The following is a 21,559-nucleotide window of genomic DNA, read 5'->3' as shown; positions in this document are numbered from 1 at the left end:
AAGGGCGACCCTTTCGGATCGCCCTTTTTGGTGCCCGGAAAACCGGGGCTTTTGTTTGGTAGGCACAATTGGACTCGAACCAACGACCCCCACCATGTCAAGGTGGTGCTCTAACCAACTGAGCTATGTGCCTGTCGATGAGGGCGCATTCTACGCGCTCCAAAAACGCTGTCAACTGTTTTTTTCGCGCTAACCCACTGAATCTTAAAAATATTTACCCGAAGCGAAACAACGGGGGGAGTAAAGGATTTTCAACGGACGACTAGCGGGTGTTTATTATTATTGATAGCATCGGTACATTCGTTAAAAATATAAAACACGAGGTTCCCCGAGCATGGCCAATACCCCCTACCCCCAGTCCTACTACGCCGCCTCGGCCAACCCGGTGCCGCCACGTCCGGCGCTGCAGGGTGAGGTGGAGACTGACATCTGCATCATCGGCGCGGGCTACACCGGCCTTTCCAGCGCCCTGTTCCTGCTGGAAAACGGCTTCAAGGTGAGCATCGTCGAGGCAGCCAAGGTCGGCTTCGGCGCATCGGGCCGTAACGGCGGCCAGATCGTCAACAGCTACAGCCGCGACATCGACGTCATCGAGCGCACCGTCGGCCCCAAGCAGGCACAACTGCTGGGTCAGATGGCCTTCGAAGGCGGGCGCATCATTCGTGAGCGCGTGGCCAAGTACAACATCCAGTGCGACCTGAAAGACGGCGGCGTGTTCGCTGCACTGAGCGCCAAGCAGATGGGCCACCTGGAATCGCAAAAGCGCCTGTGGGAACGCTTCGGCCACACCCAGCTGGAACTGATGGACCAGAAGCGCATCCGCGAAGTGGTCGCCTGCGACAACTATGTCGGCGGCATGCTGGACATGAGCGGCGGCCACATCCACCCACTGAACCTGGCCCTGGGCGAAGCCGCCGCGGTCGAGTCGCTGGGTGGCGTGATCTATGAGCAGACCCCGGCCGTGCGCATCGAGCGCGGTGCCAACCCGGTCGTGCACACCCCGCAAGGCAAGGTGCGCGCCAAGTTCATCATCGTTGCCGGTAACGCCTACCTGGGCAACCTGGTACCCGAGCTGGCCGCCAAGTCCATGCCCTGCGGCACCCAGGTGATCACCACCGAGCCGCTGAGCGAAGAACTGGCCCGTACCCTGCTGCCACAAGACTACTGCGTCGAGGACTGCAACTACCTGCTCGACTACTACCGCCTGACCAGCGACAAGCGCCTGATCTTCGGCGGTGGCGTGGTCTACGGTGCTCGCGACCCGGCCAACATCGAGGCCATCATCCGTCCGAAGATGCTCAAGGCCTTCCCGCAGCTCAAGGACGTGAAGATCGACTTCGCCTGGACCGGCAACTTCCTGCTGACCCTGTCGCGCCTGCCGCAAGTGGGTCGTATCGGCGACAACATCTACTACTCCCAGGGCTGCTCCGGTCACGGCGTGACCTACACCCACCTGGCGGGCAAGGTGCTGGCCGAGGCTCTGCGTGGCCAGGCCGAGCGCTTCGACGCCTTCGCCGGCCTGCCGCACTACCCGTTCCCGGGTGGTCAGTTGCTGCGCGTACCGTTCAGCGCCCTGGGCGCCTGGTACTACAGCCTGCGCGACCGCCTGGGCATCTAAGACGCACCGGGGCGACAAAAGCGTCGCCCCAGGTTTTGTCGGCCTTATTGCGGGCCAAGCGCGCTTCCGGCTACAGGAGCGCGCTTGGCCCGCAATTGCATTACTGGCCCAGGCTGCGGACCGCCTGCTTCGCCGCGATCTCCTGGCCTGCCCGAGCCAGTTCGTCGGCAGCCTGCAGCCAGCGCTGGCGGTCCACCTGCGCCGGCAATTGCTTCGGTGGCTGCACCAGCACCGCCCAACTTCCCGTCTTCGCCCAGGCGGCCTCGAAATCATCGAACGCCATCAGCAGCCGACGCTGCATCCCCGAACGCAACAGCACCCGCCCCTTGTAGCTGTCATAGCCAATCAGCACCGCGTAGCGCGGCTCACTCCAAAAGGCCGAACCTTCTTCGTAACGCAATAGCACCGGATTGCCTGCCGCCACCTGGGTCAGCAAGGCGTCCAGACGCTTGTCCAAGGGATAGACGACCATGCCGTATTCGCGCGCCACCTTGGGAATACCGGTGTCCAGCGCATCTGCGCCCTGTGGCAGATTGAGGGGTTTTTCCAGCAACCCCGGCGTGATGACCACGCCCTGTTGCGACAGCAGGGCCGCCAGTGCCATGGCCCCGCTGTGATTGGCCTTGCCGCGATAGAACGGCACGCTGCTGATCTCGACCCGCTGCGCCTGGCCCTTCGTGACCGGCGACGGACCACTGGCGCAACCGGCCAGGCTGGCCGCGACCAGGCACGCAGCCAGCAGCCGGCGCGATGATGTGAAGGTTTCTTGCAACATGGGCACTCGCTTGTTCCGTCGCCAGGCAGGCAGCGCCCGGCCCTGGGCTCCGATCATAGGCTGGGTACGTGTTCGGGTATAGCCCGTCGCTGGCTTGGAACGAAACGGCCCAAGGGAATAGACCTTCGGTCAATGGAACGCCCTGCCCTACGGGCTAGACTAAAGCAGTGTCTGGAAGGCGAGCCCAGTGTCCGCCTGAGAGAAGGAGGCACACATGAGCCTGACAATGGCGATTCTGATGCTGGTGGGGATGTGGTTGAGCGTCGCTGCCGCCATGCTGTGGGGGGTGCTGCGCATCGTGCGCAGGCACTCTCATCATCACCTGCCACCGCAACCGTTGCCCAAGCCCCAGCCGACGCGTCGTGCGCGGCGGCACCTGGAGGCGCACTGATCGGCCGGCCCAGGCCTGCCGGCGCAGCCCACGCGAGGGCAACCGCTCTCCCCTCGCTGCCATTTCCCTGATCCCTGAATAGCGAAGGGGCGCACTGCGCCCCCTCCCTTTACGCTCCGAGTGATCAGCCCTCGGCAGCTTCGCGCTTGAGCCGCGCCCGGCGCGCCATGATGTTGAGCACTTCGATCGCGGTAGAGAAGGCCATCGCGGCGTACACGTAGCCTTTTGGCACATGGGCACCGAAGCCTTCGGCGATCAGGGTCATGCCGATCATGATCAGGAAGCCCAGCGCCAGCATCACAACCGTCGGGTTGTCGTTGATGAACCTGGCCAGCGGGTCGGCAGCTACCAGCATCACGACTACGGCACTGATCACAGCGATGATCATGATCGGCAGATGCTCGGTCATGCCCACGGCGGTGATGATGCTGTCGATCGAGAAGACGATGTCGAGCATCAGGATCTGGCCGATTGCGGCGGCGAAGCCCAGGGTCACCTTCGAGCCAGCCTTGGCTTCTTCCTTGGCGCCATGCGGGTCGACGCTTTCGTGGATCTCCTTGGTCGCTTTCCACAGCAGGAACAGACCACCGGCAATGAGAATCATGTCTTTCCAGGAGAAGCTGTGGCCGAACACATCGATCACAGGCTCGGTCAACTGGACGATCCAGGCCACGGTCGAGAGCAACGCCAGACGCATGACCAGCGCCATGCTGATACCGATACGCCGCGCCTTGGAGCGGTAGGCTTCAGGTAACTTGTTGGTGAGGATCGAGATGAAAATGAGGTTGTCGATACCCAGCACGATCTCCATGGCCACCAGGGTGGCCAGGGCGACCCAGGCAGCGGGGCTTGCAGCGAGTTCCAGCAAATATTCCATGATTTAGTCCTGCATCGGGTCCTGGTCAGATGTCCTGGGTGCCGCTTTTATCTTCAGCGGCCTTGGGCTTGGCGCCCTCAGAGCCGATGGCCTCGCTCAAGGCCTGCTGAGCAGCTTCGTTGGTCTTGTCGATCGCCTGCTTGGCCGACTCGGCGGCCTGGTCGAGCATCTGCTGGGCAGATTTCTCGGCCTGGTCGCAGCCGGCAAGGCTGAACAGGGCCAAGACCAGCACCAAGGGAGTGCCGATGGATTTGAGTTGCAACATGGGGTCCTCGCTGTTTCGAATTTCCGACGGCGCATGTAACGCCTGATAGGTGGCGATTCTAAAGAGCGCGACACCTCAGGAAAATTCGTATTTTTACTGGTTATACTTCGGTTTTCTCGAATATCAAGCGTCTTCCATGCTCAACTATCGGCAGCTTCACTACTTCTGGGTGGTGGCCAAGACCGGCAGCATTGCCCGGGCCAGCGAACAACTGAACCTGACACCCCAGACCATCAGCGGGCAGATCAGCCTGCTCGAGCAGACCTACGGCCTGGAGCTGTTCCACCGTGTCGGGCGCCAGCTGGAGCTGACCGAGACCGGCCGCCAGACCCTGGGCTACGCCGAACAGATGTTCCAGATTGGCAGCGAGCTGGAAGCCCTGCTGCGTGCAGGCCCGCAGGAGCAGATCTTGTTTCGCGTAGGTGTCGCCGACGTCGTGCCCAAGTCCATTGTCTATCGCCTGCTGGCGCCGACCATGGAACTGGACAACGTGCTGCGCATCAATTGCCGCGAAGACAAACTCGAACGCCTGCTGGCTGACCTGGCCATCCAGCGCCTCGACCTGGTGATCTCCGACAGCCCGATGCCCGGCCACCTGGACATCAAAGGCTACAGCCAGAAACTGGGTGAATGTGGCCTGAGTTTCTTCGCCACCCCGGCGCTGGCGCGCCAGCATTCCCAACCGTTCCCTGCCTGCCTGGACGACGCACCGCTGTTGATCCCGGGCCAGGAGACCGTGGTCCGCAGCCGGTTGCTACGTTGGTTGGCCGAGCAGCAGCTGCACCCACGGATCATCGGCGAATTCGATGACAGTGCCTTGATGCAGGCCTTCGGGCAGTCCGGTAGTGGGATTTTCGTGGCACCCAGCGTGATCGCCGAAGAAGTGTGCCGCCAGTATGGCGTCGAGCTGATCGGGCAGACCGAGGCGGTGAACGAGTCCTTCTATGCCATCTCGGTGGAACGCAAGGTGACCCACCCGGGCATCGTGGCCATTACCGAAGGGGCGCGTCGGGAGCTGTTTCATTGGTGACTACAGCGTTCTTGCAGGCGCCGCAACCTGCGAAGGCGACGAAGCAGCCCGGACGTCCGAGCTCAGAACAGGCCTACAGAGCTCTGTGTTAAAGTTGGCGGTTTTACAAAAACGAGATTCTGCTGCACATGACACCCGTCCTTCGTTTCATCAACCGCACCGGCCTGGTGACGCAGATCTGCATCGGCCTGGTGGCCGGCATTGTCCTGGCCCTGCTCGCCCCGGCGATCGCCCGCGACCTCGCCTTTCTCGGCAAAGTCTTCGTCAGCGCACTGAAAGCCGTCGCACCGGTGCTGGTGTTCATCCTGGTCATGGCCTCGATCGCCAACCACCGACATGGCCAGGAAACCCACATCAGGCCGATCCTCTGGCTGTACCTGCTAGGCACCTTCGCCGCCTCGGTAGTGGCAGTGGTCGCCAGCATGGCCTTCCCGTCCAACCTGGTGCTCAGCACCGGCGATGTCTCGCTCACTGCGCCTGGCGGCATCAGCGAAGTGCTGCAAGGCCTGGCCCTGAGCGCCGTGGACAACCCGGTCAATGCACTGCTCAATGCCAACTTCATCGGCATTCTGACGTGGGCCATCGGCCTGGGCGTAGCCATCCGTCATGCTGGAGAAACCACCCGCAGCGTGGTCGAGGACTTGTCCAACGGCGTCACGTTGATCGTACGGGTGGTCATTCGCTTCGCGCCCTTGGGCATCTTCGGCCTGGTCGCCTCGACCCTGGCCCAGTCGGGCCTGGACGCCCTGCTCGGCTATCTGCATCTGCTGATGGTGCTGATCGGCTGCATGCTGTTCGTGGCCTTGGTGGTCAATCCGCTGATCGTGTTCTGGAAAATCCGTCGCAACCCCTACCCGCTGGTCTTCATGTGCCTACGCGAAAGCGGCATCACAGCGTTCTTCACCCGCAGCTCGGCGGCCAACATTCCGGTCAACCTGGCGCTCTCGGAGAAGCTTGGGTTGCATGAAGACACCTATTCGGTGTCGATCCCACTGGGTGCGACCATCAACATGGCGGGCGCGGCGATCACCATCACCGTGCTGACCCTGGCCGCCGTACACACCCTGGGCATTCCCGTGGATCTGCCGACCGCTGTACTGCTGAGCGTGGTGGCGGCCGTGTGCGCCTGCGGCGCCTCAGGCGTGGCTGGTGGCTCGCTGTTGTTGATTCCGCTGGCCTGCAGCCTGTTCGGGATCCCAAGCGAGATCGCCATGCAGGTGGTAGCAGTCGGTTTCATCATTGGGGTGTTGCAGGATTCAGCCGAGACCGCGCTCAACTCCTCGACCGATGTACTGTTCACCGCGGCGGCGTGTCTGGGGCAGGAACGTCGTAGCGCTTGAGTCCGCAGGGGCCGCTATGCGGCCCTTTCGTGACACAAGATCGCTCCTGCAGATACTCCTGCGGGAGCGGTCCCAATTGCCTAACGCGGCAGCTTTACCTAGGCTAGTGGCCTTTTCCTCGCAATGAGACAGGGCCATGTCAGAACACGAAACCGCAGGCGAAGGCCGTTTCAGCAGCATCGAGATCCGCGTGCTCGGTTCGCTGATCGAAAAGCAAGCCACCAGCCCGGAAACCTACCCGCTGACCCTCAACGCCCTGGTGCTGGCCTGTAACCAGAAGACCAGCCGTGAACCGGTGATGAACCTCTCCCCCGGCCAGGTCGGCCAAGCCCTGCGCACCCTCGAAGGGCAAGAGATGATCCGACTGCAGATGGGCAGCCGGGCCGATCGCTGGGAGCAACGGGTGGACAAGGCATTGGAACTGGTGCCAGCACAACTGGTGCTGATGGGACTGATGTTCCTGCGCGGGCCACAGACTCTTAACGAACTGCTGACCCGCAGCAACCGCCTCCATGACTTCGAAGACGTCGACCAGATCCAGCACCAGCTCGAGCGCCTGATTTCACGAGGCCTGGCGCTGCACCTGCCACGCCAGGCCGGTCAACGCGAAGACCGCTACACCCACGCTTTGGGCGACCCAGCGGAAATCGAGGCGATCCTGGCTGCGCGCCAGCAGGGTGGCGGCGAACGCAGCAGCGGCGCCCATGTCTCGGATGAGCGGATCGAGGCGCTGGAAGCACGCGTCGCGGCGCTGGAAGCGCGCCTCGCTGTATTGGAGGGGTGAGTCAGGGCTGATCGGCATCAGGGAAGTTGCGGCAACTCTTGCGCTCAGCCAGTTCCTGGTCGCTGGGGCGCTGGTCGACGAAGACCGTGCGCCCGTCGGCGTAGATCTCCAGGTAACCCCAGTGCAGGTCCTGCTCCTTCTGCCCGGGCTTGGGTGGCTCTAGCCACCAGGGTTCGCGGCTGATCGGGGTCATGGCTCATGGGTCCGTCAGGTATCTGTCATTCATAATAGACACCTGCGCTGCAGCGCTCTGCAGGACCGATCGTATCGAGCCGCCTGTACCGGCCTGTTCGCGAGCAAGCCCGTACCCACAAAGCGCTCTGCCCCACATGAAAACGCCGCCACTCTCAAAGGGGGGGCGGCGTTTTCTCAGGCTACGGTTCGACTCAGGCCGGTGCCGAAGTACGAATCAGGTGGTCGAAGGCGGCCAGTGAAGCCTTGGCCCCTTCGCCCACGGCGATGACGATCTGCTTGTACGGCACCGTGGTCACGTCGCCGGCAGCGAACACGCCGGGAATATTGGTCTGCCCCTTGGCGTCGACGATGATCTCACCACGCGGCGACAGCTCGACCGTGCCCTTGAGCCAGTCGGTGTTCGGCAGCAGGCCGATCTGCACGAAGATGCCTTCAAGCGCCAGGTCGTGCAGCTCATCGCTGTTGCGGTCCTTGTAGCGCAGGCCCGTGACCTTTTCGCCATTGCCCAGCACCTCGGTGGTGAGGGCGCTGGTGATGACCTTCACGTTCGGCAGGCTGTGCAGCTTGCGTTGCAGCACGGCATCGGCGCGCAGTTGGCTGTCGAACTCGATCAGGGTCACCTGGGCGACGATGCCGGCCAGGTCGATGGCCGCTTCCACACCGGAGTTGCCCCCTCCGATCACCGCCACACGCTTGCCCTTGAACAGCGGGCCATCACAGTGTGGGCAGTAGGCTACGCCACGAGCACGGTACTCCTGTTCACCCGGCACGTTCATTTCGCGCCAGCGGGCACCCGTGGCGAGGATCACGGTCTTGGCCTTGAGCGAGGCGCCGCCGGCCAGACGCACCTCGTGCAGAGCGCCATTGGTGCCCGGGATCAACGCTTCGCCGCGTTGCAGGTTCATGATGTCCACATCGTACTGCTTGACGTGTTCTTCCAAGGCCCTGGCCAGCTTCGGCCCTTCGGTCTCCTGTACGGAAATGAAGTTTTCGATCGCCAGGGTATCGAGCACCTGGCCACCGAAACGCTCGGCAGCAACACCGGTACGGATGCCTTTGCGCGCCGCATAAATGGCTGCCGAAGCGCCTGCGGGACCACCGCCAACCACTAGCACATCGAAGGCGTCCTTCGCGTTGATCTTCTCGGCCTCACGGGCGCCAGCGTTGGTGTCGATCTTGCCGAGGATTTCCTCCAGGCCCATGCGGCCCTGGCCGAAGACTTCGCCGTTGAGGTAGATGCTCGGCACCGCCATGACCTTGCGCGATTCGACTTCATCTTGGAACAGCGCACCGTCGATAGCCACATGTCGCACGTTGGGGTTGAGCACGGCCATCAGGTTCAGAGCCTGGACGACGTCCGGGCAGTTCTGGCACGACAGCGAGAAGTAGGTTTCGAAGGTAAATTCGCCTTCCAGAGCCTGGATCTGTTCGATTACCTCGACGCTGGCCTTGGAGGGATGGCCGCCGACCTGAAGCAGCGCCAGCACCAGGGAGGTGAATTCGTGGCCCATGGGGATGCCGGCGAAGCGCAGGCTGATGTCAGCCCCCGGGCGGTTGAGCGAGAACGAGGGGCGACGGGCGTCGGCGCCATCCTCGCGCAAGGTAATGAGGTTCGACAAGCCGGCGATTTCCACCAGCAGGTCGTGCAATTCGCGGGATTTCGCGCCGTCGTCGAGGGAAGCAACGATCTCTATCGGCTGGGTGACCCGCTCCAGGTAGGTTTTCAGTTGCGATTTAAGCGTGGCGTCCAACATACGGGCGATTCCTTTTTCAAAACTCGGATACAAAAACGCCCAGGCGATAGCGCCCGGGCGTTTTTACGGGGCGGTTGCTACTTCAGCTTTGGCGGCTGGCTACCGCCCACGACATGCACATCGGCGGATTTTCGTTCGAGAAGTACCTGCGCAGCATGGTCGTCGCGCAGGCGCTTATCGGGCGAAAATCAGATCTTGCCGACCAGGTCCAGGGACGGAGCCAGGGTGGCTTCGCCTTCTTTCCACTTGGCCGGGCAGACTTCGCCTGGGTGAGCAGCGACGTACTGGGCAGCCTTGACCTTGCGCAGCAGTTCGCTGGCGTCACGGCCTACGCCGCCGTCGTTGATTTCGACGATTTTGATCTGACCTTCCGGGTTGATCACGAAGGTACCGCGATCAGCCAGACCGGCTTCTTCGATCAGCACGTCGAAGTTGCGGGCGATGACGTGGGTCGGGTCACCGATCAGCGGGTACTGGATCTTGCCGATGGTGTCCGAAGTGTCGTGCCAGGCTTTGTGGGTGAAGTGGGTGTCGGTGGACACGCCGTAGATTTCCACGCCCAGTTTCTGGAACTCGGCGTAGTTGTCAGCAAGGTCACCCAGCTCGGTCGGGCAAACGAAAGTGAAGTCAGCTGGGTAGAAGAACACGACAGACCACTTGCCTTTGAGGTCGGCTTCGCTGACCTGGACGAATTCGCCCTTGTGGTAGGCAGTCGCGTTGAACGGTTTGACCTGGCTGTTGATGATAGGCATGGAGACGCTCCTTCATGGGTTGAAATCAGTTGACGGAGAGAATCCTAACCGCCTGTTCCGATAAAGGCTCATTGGCAAACCTCATGCTTGTGATTGGTTTTGGCTATAAGTCTCAGGACTCAATAGATGCTTTGATTCCTAAGACGGGCCGACCGTTGCGCATGACGACGCTTCGAGCCTCCCACTGGGATTGGCGCTATAGTCCAGCCAGCACTGTTGATCACTCGCCTCCCCCCAGATCACCTTGAGCCGGCCTCGCTGCCCGTCGCCCCGCACATGCAGGCGGCTGCCCTGGCCGACCATGCCTCGCTCACTGCCTACCTCATCCAGCACCAATGCACCGAAGGGCAGTGCCTGTCCATCCTCCTTGAGCGCATGCAGCATCAGTGGATGACCGCTACGGGTCGGATAGTGCAACCAACTCGCCGCACCTGACCGAGGCACCACCGACTGGCCAGTGAGTTGCAGTTCGACATCCGTGGACATACCCTTCGGGTCGAGCTCCACCGTGTTCAGGCCATAAGGCAGCAACGCAGGCACCACCGCGAACCCGCGCTCATCGAGGCGTATTTGAGGATGCTGGCGAAGCCGCGCCGCATTCGCGCCCGGCGCATGGACGATGGCAAAGCTTTCACCCAAAGGCGGCGCCAGGGACAAGCCCCCCGGATGGGCAACCAGCGCCCCTTGGGCGCCCAGCGTGGCTTGACGATGAGTGTGCCGATCGGCGAACGAGGCGCTCAGTTCGCCAAACGAGCCACGATGCAGCAGATTGGCATCGAACCCCGCCCCACCCCGAGGCCCTTCCTGACGCACGGCGGCCAGGCCATACCCCCATTGCTCACGCTCCCCAGCCGTTGTACGCCAACGCACATTCGAACGGCCGAGCCCCTGCGAGTCCACCGTCATTCCACTGCTCAACGAAGCACGCCGCCGCTCCCCAAGCGGCAGGCTGGCCGTGAACGTGAACCTATCGAGCGCCTGGCCAGAAGGTCGCCGTTCACGGCTGAGCCGCAGCCCGTAGTTGAGTTTTCCCAGATGGTTGTTGTAGCCCAGACTGTAGCTGTTGTGGTTGTCTGCGCCCTGCCCCCAACCGGCCGTCAGCGCCAGACGACCTCCTTGCGAGCCCAGCGGCTGGTTGAGGGTGAGCCCGACACGTCGACGCGCGGAGACCAGCGACTGGCCCTGGTTCGCCTGAGCAAAATCATCGAAACGATAGTAACCCTCGCTTTGCATCAAGGTCGCGCCAACGTCGGTACCCCACGCGGCGAGCCTGTGTCGCCAGCTTATCCGCCAGGCCTGCCCTGCAACGTCCCGGTCCAGCGAAACGCGGCTGTGGTAGCCGGTCAGGCCGACAGCGCCAAAGCCACTATTGATCGCGACCCCCATGGCACTGGCCAGATAATCGGTGGCCAACCAGCCACCGCCATGCAGACTCAGGTGATTGTTCAGCCCTTGCTGCCAACTCCCCTGCAGGTGACCTGGCCCTGTCTGCCCCAGCTCGTCGCGCCAGACACCCGCACCGAACTCGAACCGCTTGCTTCCCGGACGCAAGGCAAGCGGCGCGGCCTGGCTCGGCACGAAGAAGGTACGCACATCGCCATCGGCCTCGCGCAGGGTGACCTCAAGATCGTCGTTCAGACCGCTGGCGTAGAGGTCATCGATTTCGAAAGGGCCAGGGGCGACCGTCGACTCGTGCACCAGCACACCGCGCTGGCGGATGCTCAGCAACGCCGTGCTGTTGGCCACACCGCTGACCACGGGGGAAAAACCGCGCTGGGCGTGCGGGAGCATGCGCTCGTCATTGTTCAACAACACGCCCCGTAACGCACTGGCATCAAAAACGTCGCCACGGCTGTAGCTATCACCGAGTGTCACTTGCGACGACCACTTTGGGATATCCCGCCTGACCGACAATCCACCCGCCTGGTAGTACGAAGCGCCTGTGTCCCCCCCTTGCCAGCGCCCCTCGTGACGCCAGTACCAATCACCTGTGTTCAACCCCATGCGCAGGCCCAGGAACTCTTGACGAGTACGACCGCCCTGCTGCAAGGCATTCTGTTGATAGCGGTTGAATCGGTAATCGATAAAACCCGCGCTCACCCCACTGTCCCACTGATCCGCAGGAAAGTGGCCGTCGGATTGACGGCTTAGAACCTGTTGCGCCACCACCAGATCCAACCGCAATGCGCCAAAATCCAGTGTCTCGCTGGCGGGCACTTGTAACTCAGACAGTGCCAGGCAGCCGCCATCCTTCTTGAGGCGTTGCAGGGTATCGCTGGCCAAGGATTGCAGATCCAGGCCCAGACGCTCCAACAAGCCCTCGCTGTAGCAAGGTGTTGCCTGGTCACCGGGTGATTGACTCTTCAACAAGACCGGTAACCGACCTTTCCATTGCTGGTTGAGTACAACATCCAACGTGAAATGCCCTTGCGGAACGACGGCTTCCCCCTCGAAACGGCGCAAGTCCAGTGACGACCCTTGCCTGAGCAACCCTGCGTCAAACTCGATCGCCGTGGCCGGCCCCATCCCCAGGCTGGCAACCAAGCACCCGGGCAAGCTGCCGATGAACGTCCCGCGACTCATGGGCCCACCTCAGTTCGTCCACTCGAGGCTCACGGCCTCTGGCCGCTCATGAACCGCACCGTAGTCATCGATGAACGCGTAGCGCACCTCGACGGCGCCGCCAACCTTCAAGCCTGGCGCGTTGAATCGAGTGTTCGAGAAAGGGGCTATGTGGCCCGGCTCGAGGTCGAGCACCTGACTCCCCTGGTGCACCTCCAACTTGGCCAGATTGACGAAGTACGGGCTGGGGTTGTCTGCCTGCAATACCCCGCCGCCCCCATGGCGCAGGACACGCCAGCGCAAGGTCTGATGCGCTTCTGCGACATTGCCCGGCAACTTCGTAGGGCGATAGAACAGCTTGATACGGGTACGTAGGGAAACCTGAAGACTGTTGCCCGCGCCTTTGGGTGGGACGTCGAGCACATTGAGCCAGTACAGGCTCTCACGGTCCTCGGGCATCGTTTCACCCGTATGGAACAGCCTCAGGCTCTGCCCTTTGCCAGGGTCCAGACGAAACAGCGAGGGCACCAGGCTGAACGGAGCCTGTAGCGTCTGGGCATCCGTCTGGGCAGGCCCCTCATCGATCCAGGCCTGGACCAGGGACGGGTTGCGCCCTTCATTGCTGAGTTTAAGGGTGATTTCGGTCTGGTCGGCCGGATAGACGACACGTGTACTGGAAATGACCACGCTGGCACTCGCATCGGCGCAGGACAGCCATATAGCCAGCAGCGCCCAGCGCCTGAGAGCGTTGAGTTGAACGAACATCGAATGCCTACTTCTGTGAATGGCAGCGAGGGCAGGCGCTGACGCCTGCCCGAGGAAGCTCAGAGGTAATCGAGCGAATACTGGACGCGGGTGGAAACCAGCCCTGGCGTAGCGGCTCCGGTCGCGTAGTAACGCGCGTGATAGTCGAGCGTGGCGTTGCCACCGACGACCTGCACCAGCTGGGAGCGCTGGCTGCGTTTTGCGGCCAACAGGTCCATCGGTGCGAGGCTGCTGTTGAGCAGCTCTATCTGGACATTGCGACTGCCGCCGGCATCCACGATGAGCCTGCCTTCAGGACTGATGCTCGGCCCCGGTTCGAAGTAGGTCGAGACTCGGCTTACGGTTGGGGCGCAGTTGGTCAAGCGCAGTTGGAAGGACGTTTGCCCGGCCACCTGCCCAGGCCGAGAGAGCAACGTCGCATTGACGTCCGGCAGGCTGACCGGCAGGTTGCCATTGCCGCCATTGACGATGCAGGTCGGCGCAAGCACTTGGCCACTGAAGCTGATTTCGCCGTGATCCGCCTGCGCGATGCCGGCATAGAGAAGCGCGCTGCCACAGGCTGCGCACAAGGCTTTGGAAAGTTTGTTCATGATCACCTTCTGATTGCTGATGTAAAGCTCTGACACGTGTCAGGCTGCGTCCGGTTGCCGGACGTAGGCGCAGTATCAGCAAGGTCCCAGGAACAAGATGTCGGATGACTTACCAGTCATGTAGATGAAAGTCTCAACTGGTAAGTAAGAATCATGGCCTCGTCGCGGCGAGGCCATGCAGGAACGGAAAAGGCGCGATCAGCGTGTTGCCGTGCGCATCGTCACGAACTCTTCGGCGGCCGTCGGGTGCACGCCGATGGTTTCGTCGAACTGCTGCTTGGTTGCGCCGGCTTTCAGGGCCACACCCAGGCCTTGGATGATCTCCCCGGCATCCGGCCCGACCATGTGGCAGCCCAGGACCTTGTCGGTCTCGGCATCGACCACCAGTTTCATCAAGGTCTTTTCCTGAATGTCCGTCAGGGTCAGTTTCATGGCGCGGAAGCGGCTTTCGAAGATCTGAACCTTGTGCCCGGCCTCAAGCGCCTGCTCCTCGGTCAGGCCCACCGTGCCGATCGGCGGCTGGCTGAACACGGCGGTAGGGATGTTCTGGTAGTCCACCGCTCGGTATTGCTCGGGCTTGAACAGGCGACGTGCCACCGCCATGCCTTCGGCCAAGGCCACTGGGGTGAGCTGAACGCGACCGATCACATCACCGATGGCGATGATCGAGGGCTCGGTGGTCTGGTACTGCTCGTCCACCCGGATGAAGCCACGGGCATCGAGTTCGACACCGGTGTTTTCCAGCCCCAGGTTGTCCAGCATCGGGCGCCGCCCGGTTGCGTAGAACACGCAATCGGCGATCAGCTCGCGACCATCCTTGAGGGTCGCCTTGAGGCTGCCATCGTCCTGCTGGTCGATGCGCTGGATATCGGCGTTGAACTGAAGATCCAGGCCACGTTTTTGGAGCTCTTCCTTGAGGTGGGTACGCACCGAGCCATCGAAGCCGCGCAGGAACAGATCACCGCGGTACAGCAGCGTGGTATCGGCGCCCAGGCCTTGGAAGATGCCGGCAAACTCCACGGCGATGTAGCCGCCGCCGACCACCAGCACGCGACGCGGCAGTTCCTTGAGGTAGAACGCCTCGTTGGAGGTGATCGCCAGCTCCTTGCCTGGAATGTCCGGCACCTGCGGCCAGCCACCGGTGGCAATGAGAATATGTTCGGCGCTGTACCGCTGGCCTTCGACTTCGACCTCATGGGCACCAGTGATGTAGGCATGCCCTTGCAACAAGGTCACGCCGCTGTTGACCAGCAGGTTGCGGTAGATACCGTTGAGGCGCTCGATCTCCCGGTTCTTGTTGGCGATCAAGGTACCCCAGTCGAAGTGCCCTTCTTCCAGCGTCCAGCCAAAACCGGCGGCCTGCTCAAGCTCATCGGCCACATGGGCGCCGTACACCAGCAGCTTTTTCGGTACGCAACCGACGTTGACACAGGTGCCGCCCAGGTAGCGACTTTCGGCCACGGCCACCTTGGCACCGAAGCCTGCGGCGAAACGCGCCGCGCGTACACCGCCGGAACCGGCGCCAATCACGAACAGATCAAAATCGTAGGCCATGTATTCAGTCTCCTTGGCTGGCGACCAGCATACCGCCGTTATTCGCCGGGAACAAAAAAGCCACCCCGAGGGGTGGCTTTCGTACCAGCACGGACGGATCAGTACGCCTTGCCAGTCTTGTAGTAGTTCTCGAAGCAGAAGTTGGTCGCCTCGATGTAGCCTTCGGCGCCACCGCAGTCGAAACGCTTGCCCTTGAACTTGTAGGCCAGCACGCAGCCGTCCTGGGCTTGCTTCATCAGCGCGTCGGTGATCTGGATTTCGCCGCCTTTGCCTGGCTCGGTGCTCTGGATGATGTCGAAGATATCCGGGGTGAGGATGTAGCGACCGATGATCGCCAGGTTGGACGGTGCGTCTTCCGGCTTGGGCTTCTCGACCATGTTGGTGACGCGGTAGATGTCATCGCGAATCATGTCGCCCGCGATCACACCGTACTTGTTGGTTTCCTGCGGATCGACTTCCTGGATGGCGACGATCGAGCAACGGAACTGGTTGTACAGCTTGACCATCTGGGTGAGGATGCCGTCGCCTTCAGGGTTGACGCACAGGTCGTCTGCCAGCACCACGGCGAACGGCTCGTCACCGATCAGTGGGCGGCCAGTGAGAATGGCGTGGCCCAGGCCCTTCATTTCGGTCTGACGGGTGTAGGAGAAGGAACACTCGTCCAGCAGGCGGCGGATACCGACCAGGTATTTTTCCTTGTCGGTGCCTTTGATCTGGTTTTCCAGCTCATAGCTGATGTCGAAGTGGTCTTCCAGGGCGCGCTTGCCGCGGCCGGTGACGATGGAGATCTCGCTCAGACCTGCATCCAACGCCTCTTCAACGCCATACTGGATCAGTGGCTTGTTGACCACCGGCAGCATTTCCTTGGGCATGGCTTTGGTAGCAGGCAGGAAGCGGGTGCCGTAGCCGGCTGCCGGGAACAAGCATTTTTTGATCATATACATCCTTAAACAAAGGCTGGGCCTGTGGAGTTCGGCGCAGTCTAATCAGGCGGCGGTCACCTTACAATGCCCTGCCCCTGGCCGACCGATGCCATGATAGAGATAACCTAGTGTAGATAGTTCCGACGGATCGTAAATATTGCGGCCATCGAACAGCACCGGCATGCGCATCAGCCCTCGCACACGTGCAAAATCCGGCTGGCGGAACTGCTTCCATTCCGTCACCAGCACCAGCGCGTCCGCGCCTTCGGCACAGGCGTAGGGGTCCTGAGTGAGGCGCAACTGGCCGCTGGCCGTCGCGTGCCGGTAGCGCTCGGCAACCCTCTCCATCGCCGCCGGGTCGCAGGCCTGGACCCGCACGCCTGCGGCCAGTAATGCCTCGAGCAGCACCAAGCTGGGCGCCTCGCGCACATCATCGGTACCGGGCTTGAAGGACAACCCCCAGATCGCCACGGTGCGCCCACGCAGAAAACCACCGAAGTGCTGATGCAGCGCTTCGAACAGCACGGTCTTCTGCACTTCGTTACGCGCCTGCACTGCCTGCAGGATCGCGGGTTGGTATCCGGCCTGCTCGGCGCAGTGGATCAAGGCGCGCACGTCCTTGGGGAAGCACGAACCGCCATAGCCGCAGCCGGCATAGATGAAGTGACTGCCAATACGCGTATCACTGCCGATACCACGGCGTACCTGCTCGATGTCCACATCCAGGTGCGCACAGAGCCCGGCCAGTTCGTTGATGAATGAAATACGCGTTGCAAGGAAAGCATTTGCCGCATATTTGCTGAACTCGGCCGCACGCGGCGACATCAGCAGCACGCGCTCGCGGTTGCGCACGAACGGGCTGTAGAGACGCTGCAGGCACCGACTGGCCTGCTCGCTGTCGCTGCCGATGATGACGCGGTCCGGACGCATGAAGTCGTCGACGGCGCTGCCTTCCTTGAGAAACTCCGGATTGCTCGCCACCTGCACGCCGAACCGCGCACCTCGCGCGTGCAAGCCGCTGGCGATGTGTCGAGCGACCCGCTCGGCGGTGCCCACCGGGACCGTCGATTTGTTCACCACCAGGCACGCGCGCGGAAGGTGCCGTCCGAGGCTATCGGCAACCGCCAGTACGTAATCCAGGTCAGCCGAACCGTCCTCCTGGCTGGGCGTACCGACGGCGATGAAGACCACCTCGGCGCGCGCCAGGGCCTGGTCCCAATGGTCGCTGAAACTCAACGACCCGCTGTCCATGCCGGCCTGCAGCAGCGCTTGCAGGCCGGGCTCGTAGATCGGGCACTGGCCCTGGCGTAATTGCGCCAGGCGGGCCTGATCACGCTCGAGACAGACCACGCGGTTGCCCATTTCGGCGAAACAGGCCGCCGTGACCAACCCCACATACCCCGCTCCGATCACACAGAGTTCCATGGCCGCGCCCCCTTGTCGAAGATTGCGGCCATTGCACCCCAGGCACCGTTGCAAGGCAGTGACAGCGCGAGGTCACGCGTGTGACAGGGGCGTGTGTCAGCCTCCGGTGCCCTGCCCAATCAACACGCCGTCAACCTTTTGCCCATACAGGTTGACGCCATCGTTGGCATGGAACTTCACCCGGGTCTTCTCGATCGAGCCGTCCACCAGCCGTGGGTCCTGTGGCCGCTCATGGCGATTGATCCAGGCCGCCACGTCCCAGGCCTGTTGGTCGCTGAGGCTACCGGCGCGGCCCAGGGGCATGTTGTGCTTGATGAACGACGCGGCCGTATTGATCCGATGCATGCCAGCCCCCCAGTTGTAGGAGTCCTTGCCCCACAAGGGTGGCATCACATACTCGCCTGCCACTTTCTGGCCCTGGCCCTGCTCGCCATGGCAGATCGCACATTGCTCGCCATAGACCTGCTCGCCGCGCTTGAAGTCATAGCCGCCGGCCGGTGGGGCTACTTCCGGGTAACCACGCCCTGGTGTTTCCACGCCCGTCGGCGCCTGGGTCGACAGCCAATAGGCATACACGCTGAGGGCGGTCATCTGTGGGCTGTCGGCCGCCGGCGGCGTGCCGTTCATGCTGAACTGGAAACAGCCCTGGATGCGTTCGGCGAAGGTGTTGACCTTGTCGTTTTTCTTGCGATACGCCGGATACATCGGATAGGCGCCCCACAGCGGCGCGGAATGCGCCAGACGCCCTTGGTCCAAGTGGCAGTTGCTGCAGTTCATGCCGTTACCGACCGCTTCAGGCATCAGCCGGCGGGTATCGACGAACAGTGCATGGCCCTCGCGGACCATCTTGCCGAACGCGTTGTCAGGCAGGTCACGCTCTGAGGGCGGCGCGAACACCGCAGGTGCCTGGCTGCCGGGCACTTTGAGCTGGGATTGGTCTTCCATGGCGATAGGGGCAGCCTGGACGTTGCCTAAGGCCAACAGCAACACAGTCGGGATCATCGGCTTCATGGCTTGGCCTCCTGGCGGGCGGGCTGGGCAAAGAATGCGGCGATGGCCTTGACCTCATCCTCGGTCATGGCCTTGGCCACGCCGACCATCAACTGGTTGGGGTCGTTGCTGCGACTGCCGTCACGCCAGGCATTGAGTTGTGTCGTCAGATAGGCGGCGGGTTGTCCCGTCAGCGGTGGGAAGTGCTCGCCAACGCCGACGCCACCTGGCCCATGGCATTGCACGCAACCGGGTATCTGCCGGCTCCAGTCGCCATAGAGGGCCAGACGGGACACCGGGTCGTTGGCGATCTGCTGACGGCGAAGGTCTGGGGCGGGGTCGGCCGGCAAACTGGCCAGGTAGGTGCTGACAGCTTTGATTTCGTCCTCACCCAACGCCTTGGCAAGCGGCTCCATGACCGCCTGCTTGCGGCTGCCACTGCGAAAATCCATCAGTTGCTTGCTGAGGTAGCCGGCTGGCAGACCGGCCAGGCGCGGAAAACCGGCGGCGGCGATGCCTTTGCCATCCGGGCCATGGCAGCCCAGGCAAGCCATGGCGGCGGGGTTCTGCCCGCCTTGGGTGAAGATCTTCTGGCCATCGACGGCATGCGCCGAGGGCCAAGCCAAGATCAGCAGGCTGCCGATCACGACACGACTCAACGGTTTGTTCACGGGACGCTCCATTTCCTTGTTATAAGCTTAGGCTTAAACGATATAAGCCTAGAATGAGACTAGGCCTATCTCCGGGGACCGACAACGTTCACCGGGCAAGAAAATGGCATTGCGCCTGCTAACTGCTCATTTGCTGAGCTGGATCAAGAGCCGGAGATGCACTGGGTCGCGGCAGTACGCACATCGCCCAGACGCAGCGGAAAGTTGTTCAACCGCTCATGCAATTTGATGCTGCTGCCACTGCCACGCTTGTCGATATCCACCAGCGCGGCAGGACCGACACTTGTCGGTACTTTCTGCGGAACGATCAAACGCAGGCCATCGCCACGGGCTTCTTCGACCAGCGGATCACGGCTATCGGCCAACCTGCTCTTGACGCAATCGGCGTATTGGCGCGGCGTCTTGCCAGAGATCACATCCAGGGTTTCGCGCGATTGCTCCAGCTCCGAAACACTGACACAGCCGCCCAATGCCACCAGCATCGCGGGCACCAACCACTTCATTCGCATTACCCCTTCCTTCATCGAGAAACGCTTTGACCACCGTCAGGCTGATTTGCTCCCTGCTTTGGCAGATTTATCTTGGGCCCGACCATCTCGCGCGCAAGTCTACCCTGACATCGTGGTATCGTTCATGTTTGCAGAACCAATCCTTGCGGAGCACCCCATGAAATTCGTACACCAGCGCGAGCACCTGAACGAGGACGACGTGGTCGTCATCGACTGCTCCCAGCGCTGCAACATCCGCCTGATGAATGACGCCAACTTCCGCAGCTTCAAGAACGGCGGCCGGCACACCTACCACGGTGGCCACTTCATCAAGTTCCCAGCCAAGATCACCGTACCCAGCACCGGTTTCTGGAACATCACCATCGACACCGTGAGCCCGCGCCCGATCTCGGTAACACGCAAGCCGACCTTCACCCACAAGATCAAGATCATCCGCCGCTCGTCGTCCAAACTCGTCTAAGGCCCGTCATGACCCAAACCATCAAATACGTGATCAAGTACAAGCTCGACGGCGAGCGCCGTTGGGACTTCGCCCTGATGCCTGACGCCTCCCATGAGCAGGCACTCGAAGCGCTGCGCAGGATCCACGGCGACGACGCCGAGAAGATCAGCGACATCCAGGTCAGCAAGGCCCTGTAACCCCGCCCCACCGCCCAAGGAGTCGCGCATGAGCACCTGGCCCGACCGTCGTATCCTCGACCTGCTGGGCATCCAGTTGCCCATCCTCCAGGCGCCCATGGCCGGAGCCACCGGCTCGGCCATGGCCATCGCTGTCGGCAATGCCGGCGGACTAGGCGCCCTGCCCTGCGCCATGCTCACCGCAAAGCAGGTCCACAGCGAAGTCCAGGCCTTTCGTGCCAGTTGCCAGGGCCCACTGAATCTCAACTTTTTCTGCCATCAGCCGCCGATGCCTGACCCGGAGCGCGATGCACGCTGGAAACAGGCGCTCAAGCCTTATTACGACGAAGTCGGGGCGGACTTCGAGGCGCCGACACCAGTGTCCAACCGGGCGCCTTTCGACGAGCAAAGTTGCCAGTGGGTGGAGCAACTGCGTCCCGAGGTGGTGAGCTTTCATTTCGGCCTGCCCCAGGCCGAGCTGGTGCAGCGGGTGAAGGCTACCGGTGCCCGGGTGCTGTCCAGCGCCACCACGATAGAAGAAGCCCTCTGGCTCGAGGCCAACGGCTGCGATGCGATCATCGCCATGGGCTACGAGGCTGGCGGGCATCGAGGCATGTTCCTGAGCGACGACATCACCAGCCAGATCGGTACGTTCGCGCTGGTGCCCCAGGTAGCGGATGCCGTGCGCATCCCTGTGATCGCCGCAGGCGGCATCGGTGATCATCGCGGGCTGGTGGCCGCCCTGGCACTGGGCGCTTCGGCGGTGCAGGTCGGCACCGCTTATCTGTTCTGCCCGGAGGCCAAGGTATCGGCCGCCCATCGCCAGGCACTGGACCACGCGCCAGCCAGCGATACTGCTCTGACCAACCTGTTCACTGGCCGCCCGGCACGGGGCATCAACAATCGCATCATGCGCGAACTGGGGCCGATGAGCCCGTTGGCACCGCGGTTTCCGCTCGCAGGCGGTGCCTTGATGCCGCTCAGGGCGATTCGCGATCCACAGGGCAACAGCGATTTCAGCAACCTGTGGGCCGGGCAGGCGCTACGCCTGGGTCGGCACCGTTCAGCAAGCGAGCTGACCCGGGAGATTGCCGACAAGGCACTGCAACAGATCGGGCACTGAGCTGTTCCGCTTCGCTTTGCGCACTGACGCCATCGCGGGACATACCCG

General features: G+C 62.3%; 23 protein-coding genes and 1 tRNA gene. 8 read left to right on the top strand and 16 right to left on the bottom strand.

What is annotated here, in order from left to right; genetic code table 11:
• Positions 1-56: 56 nt before the first annotated feature.
• A tRNA-Val gene (locus IEC33019_RS05200) sits at positions 57-133 on the bottom strand.
• 201 nt (positions 134-334) lie between these two features.
• Between IEC33019_RS05200 and IEC33019_RS05195 the strand changes: the two genes are divergently transcribed.
• Positions 335-1,618: an NAD(P)/FAD-dependent oxidoreductase gene (locus IEC33019_RS05195; protein ID WP_099593145.1), complete on the top strand. Its 1,284-nt coding sequence runs from the start codon at positions 335-337 to the stop codon at positions 1,616-1,618.
• A 100-nt stretch (positions 1,619-1,718) separates the two neighbouring features.
• On the opposite strand, the gene IEC33019_RS05190 is transcribed toward IEC33019_RS05195, so the two are convergent.
• Entirely contained in the window at positions 1,719-2,450 is a 732-nt protein-coding gene (locus tag IEC33019_RS05190) for a peptidase C39 family protein (RefSeq protein WP_070091588.1), read from the bottom strand.
• 157 nt (positions 2,451-2,607) lie between these two features.
• On the opposite strand from IEC33019_RS05190, the gene IEC33019_RS27495 reads away from it, so the two are divergent.
• Positions 2,608-2,784, top strand: a complete 177-nt coding sequence (locus IEC33019_RS27495) for a hypothetical protein (RefSeq protein ID WP_170831744.1) — start codon at positions 2,608-2,610, stop codon at positions 2,782-2,784.
• 124 nt (positions 2,785-2,908) lie between these two features.
• Here IEC33019_RS27495 and IEC33019_RS05185 read toward each other — a convergent pair whose 3' ends face one another.
• Both IEC33019_RS05185 and IEC33019_RS05180 read right to left on the bottom strand, forming a co-directional pair.
• A complete protein-coding gene (locus IEC33019_RS05185) occupies positions 2,909-3,661 on the bottom strand; it encodes a TerC family protein (RefSeq protein WP_070091589.1) in 753 nt (250 codons plus the stop codon).
• Between the two features lie 25 nt (positions 3,662-3,686).
• Positions 3,687-3,926 carry a hypothetical protein gene (locus tag IEC33019_RS05180; protein WP_070091590.1) on the bottom strand — a complete coding sequence of 80 codons (240 nt, stop codon included), beginning with the start codon at positions 3,924-3,926 and terminating at the stop codon, positions 3,687-3,689.
• A 136-nt stretch (positions 3,927-4,062) separates the two neighbouring features.
• Here IEC33019_RS05180 and nhaR point away from each other — a divergent pair, with 136 nt between their 5' ends.
• The 3 genes from nhaR to IEC33019_RS05165 all read left to right on the top strand — a co-directional run bounded on the left by nhaR (position 4,063) and on the right by IEC33019_RS05165 (position 7,080).
• Positions 4,063-4,956 carry a transcriptional activator NhaR gene (gene nhaR / locus IEC33019_RS05175; RefSeq protein WP_070091591.1) on the top strand — a complete coding sequence of 298 codons (894 nt, stop codon included), beginning with the start codon at positions 4,063-4,065 and terminating at the stop codon, positions 4,954-4,956.
• 128 nt (positions 4,957-5,084) lie between these two features.
• Positions 5,085-6,296 (top strand): serine/threonine transporter SstT, encoded by a 1,212-nt coding sequence (sstT, locus tag IEC33019_RS05170; protein ID WP_070091592.1) that lies wholly within the window; start codon positions 5,085-5,087, stop codon positions 6,294-6,296.
• A gap of 136 nt (positions 6,297-6,432) precedes the next feature.
• Positions 6,433-7,080, top strand: a complete 648-nt coding sequence (locus IEC33019_RS05165; RefSeq protein ID WP_070091593.1) for a YceH family protein — start codon at positions 6,433-6,435, stop codon at positions 7,078-7,080.
• 1 nt (position 7,081) lies between these two features.
• On the opposite strand, the gene IEC33019_RS05160 is transcribed toward IEC33019_RS05165, so the two are convergent.
• The 12 genes from IEC33019_RS05160 to IEC33019_RS05105 all read right to left on the bottom strand — a co-directional run bounded on the left by IEC33019_RS05160 (position 7,082) and on the right by IEC33019_RS05105 (position 19,764).
• Positions 7,082-7,273, bottom strand: coding sequence for a hypothetical protein (locus IEC33019_RS05160; RefSeq protein ID WP_070091594.1), 192 nt, complete (start codon positions 7,271-7,273; stop codon positions 7,082-7,084).
• A 193-nt stretch (positions 7,274-7,466) separates the two neighbouring features.
• Positions 7,467-9,029: an alkyl hydroperoxide reductase subunit F gene (gene ahpF, locus IEC33019_RS05155; protein WP_070091595.1), complete on the bottom strand. Its 1,563-nt coding sequence runs from the start codon at positions 9,027-9,029 to the stop codon at positions 7,467-7,469.
• 188 nt (positions 9,030-9,217) lie between these two features.
• On the bottom strand, positions 9,218-9,781 hold the full coding sequence (ahpC, locus tag IEC33019_RS05150) for an alkyl hydroperoxide reductase subunit C (RefSeq protein ID WP_070091596.1): 564 nt from the start codon (positions 9,779-9,781) through the stop codon (positions 9,218-9,220).
• A gap of 138 nt (positions 9,782-9,919) precedes the next feature.
• Positions 9,920-12,364, bottom strand: a complete 2,445-nt coding sequence (locus IEC33019_RS05145) for a fimbria/pilus outer membrane usher protein (RefSeq protein ID WP_081337409.1) — start codon at positions 12,362-12,364, stop codon at positions 9,920-9,922.
• Between the two features lie 9 nt (positions 12,365-12,373).
• Entirely contained in the window at positions 12,374-13,108 is a 735-nt protein-coding gene (locus tag IEC33019_RS05140) for a fimbrial biogenesis chaperone (RefSeq protein WP_070091597.1), read from the bottom strand.
• A gap of 59 nt (positions 13,109-13,167) precedes the next feature.
• A complete protein-coding gene (locus tag IEC33019_RS05135; protein ID WP_070091598.1) occupies positions 13,168-13,698 on the bottom strand; it encodes a fimbrial protein in 531 nt (176 codons plus the stop codon).
• Between the two features lie 198 nt (positions 13,699-13,896).
• Positions 13,897-15,252 carry a glutathione-disulfide reductase gene (gorA, locus tag IEC33019_RS05130; RefSeq protein ID WP_099593141.1) on the bottom strand — a complete coding sequence of 452 codons (1,356 nt, stop codon included), beginning with the start codon at positions 15,250-15,252 and terminating at the stop codon, positions 13,897-13,899.
• A 98-nt stretch (positions 15,253-15,350) separates the two neighbouring features.
• A complete protein-coding gene (galU, locus tag IEC33019_RS05125; RefSeq protein ID WP_070091600.1) occupies positions 15,351-16,190 on the bottom strand; it encodes a UTP--glucose-1-phosphate uridylyltransferase GalU in 840 nt (279 codons plus the stop codon).
• Positions 16,191-16,238: 48 nt separating this feature from the next.
• Positions 16,239-17,600, bottom strand: a complete 1,362-nt coding sequence (locus IEC33019_RS05120; RefSeq protein ID WP_070091601.1) for a UDP-glucose dehydrogenase family protein — start codon at positions 17,598-17,600, stop codon at positions 16,239-16,241.
• Positions 17,601-17,696: 96 nt separating this feature from the next.
• Entirely contained in the window at positions 17,697-18,611 is a 915-nt protein-coding gene (locus IEC33019_RS05115) for a c-type cytochrome (protein ID WP_070091602.1), read from the bottom strand.
• Positions 18,608-19,273, bottom strand: coding sequence for a c-type cytochrome (locus tag IEC33019_RS05110; protein ID WP_070091603.1), 666 nt, complete (start codon positions 19,271-19,273; stop codon positions 18,608-18,610). Before IEC33019_RS05110 ends, IEC33019_RS05115 begins: the two co-directional genes overlap by 4 nt.
• 131 nt (positions 19,274-19,404) lie before the next feature.
• Complete coding sequence (locus IEC33019_RS05105) at positions 19,405-19,764, bottom strand: hypothetical protein (protein ID WP_070091604.1); 360 nt, start codon at positions 19,762-19,764, stop codon at positions 19,405-19,407.
• A gap of 163 nt (positions 19,765-19,927) precedes the next feature.
• Here IEC33019_RS05105 and IEC33019_RS05100 point away from each other — a divergent pair, with 163 nt between their 5' ends.
• Genes IEC33019_RS05100 through IEC33019_RS05090 form a run of 3 tightly spaced genes read left to right on the top strand, consistent with a single transcriptional unit; the run spans position 19,928 to position 21,511 of the window.
• Entirely contained in the window at positions 19,928-20,230 is a 303-nt protein-coding gene (locus IEC33019_RS05100) for a DUF1883 domain-containing protein (protein WP_070091605.1), read from the top strand.
• An 8-nt stretch (positions 20,231-20,238) separates the two neighbouring features.
• Positions 20,239-20,409: a hypothetical protein gene (locus tag IEC33019_RS27490; protein ID WP_099593139.1), complete on the top strand. Its 171-nt coding sequence runs from the start codon at positions 20,239-20,241 to the stop codon at positions 20,407-20,409.
• Positions 20,410-20,437: 28 nt separating this feature from the next.
• On the top strand, positions 20,438-21,511 hold the full coding sequence (locus IEC33019_RS05090; protein ID WP_070091606.1) for an NAD(P)H-dependent flavin oxidoreductase: 1,074 nt from the start codon (positions 20,438-20,440) through the stop codon (positions 21,509-21,511).
• Positions 21,512-21,559: the final 48 nt, after the last annotated feature.

The sequence above is a fragment of the Pseudomonas putida genome (genome assembly GCF_002741075.1).
Lineage (GTDB): Bacteria > Pseudomonadota > Gammaproteobacteria > Pseudomonadales > Pseudomonadaceae > Aquipseudomonas > Aquipseudomonas putida_T.
The sequence above is the reverse complement of the archived record's forward strand: the minus strand, read 5'-3'. Positions and strand labels throughout refer to the sequence as shown.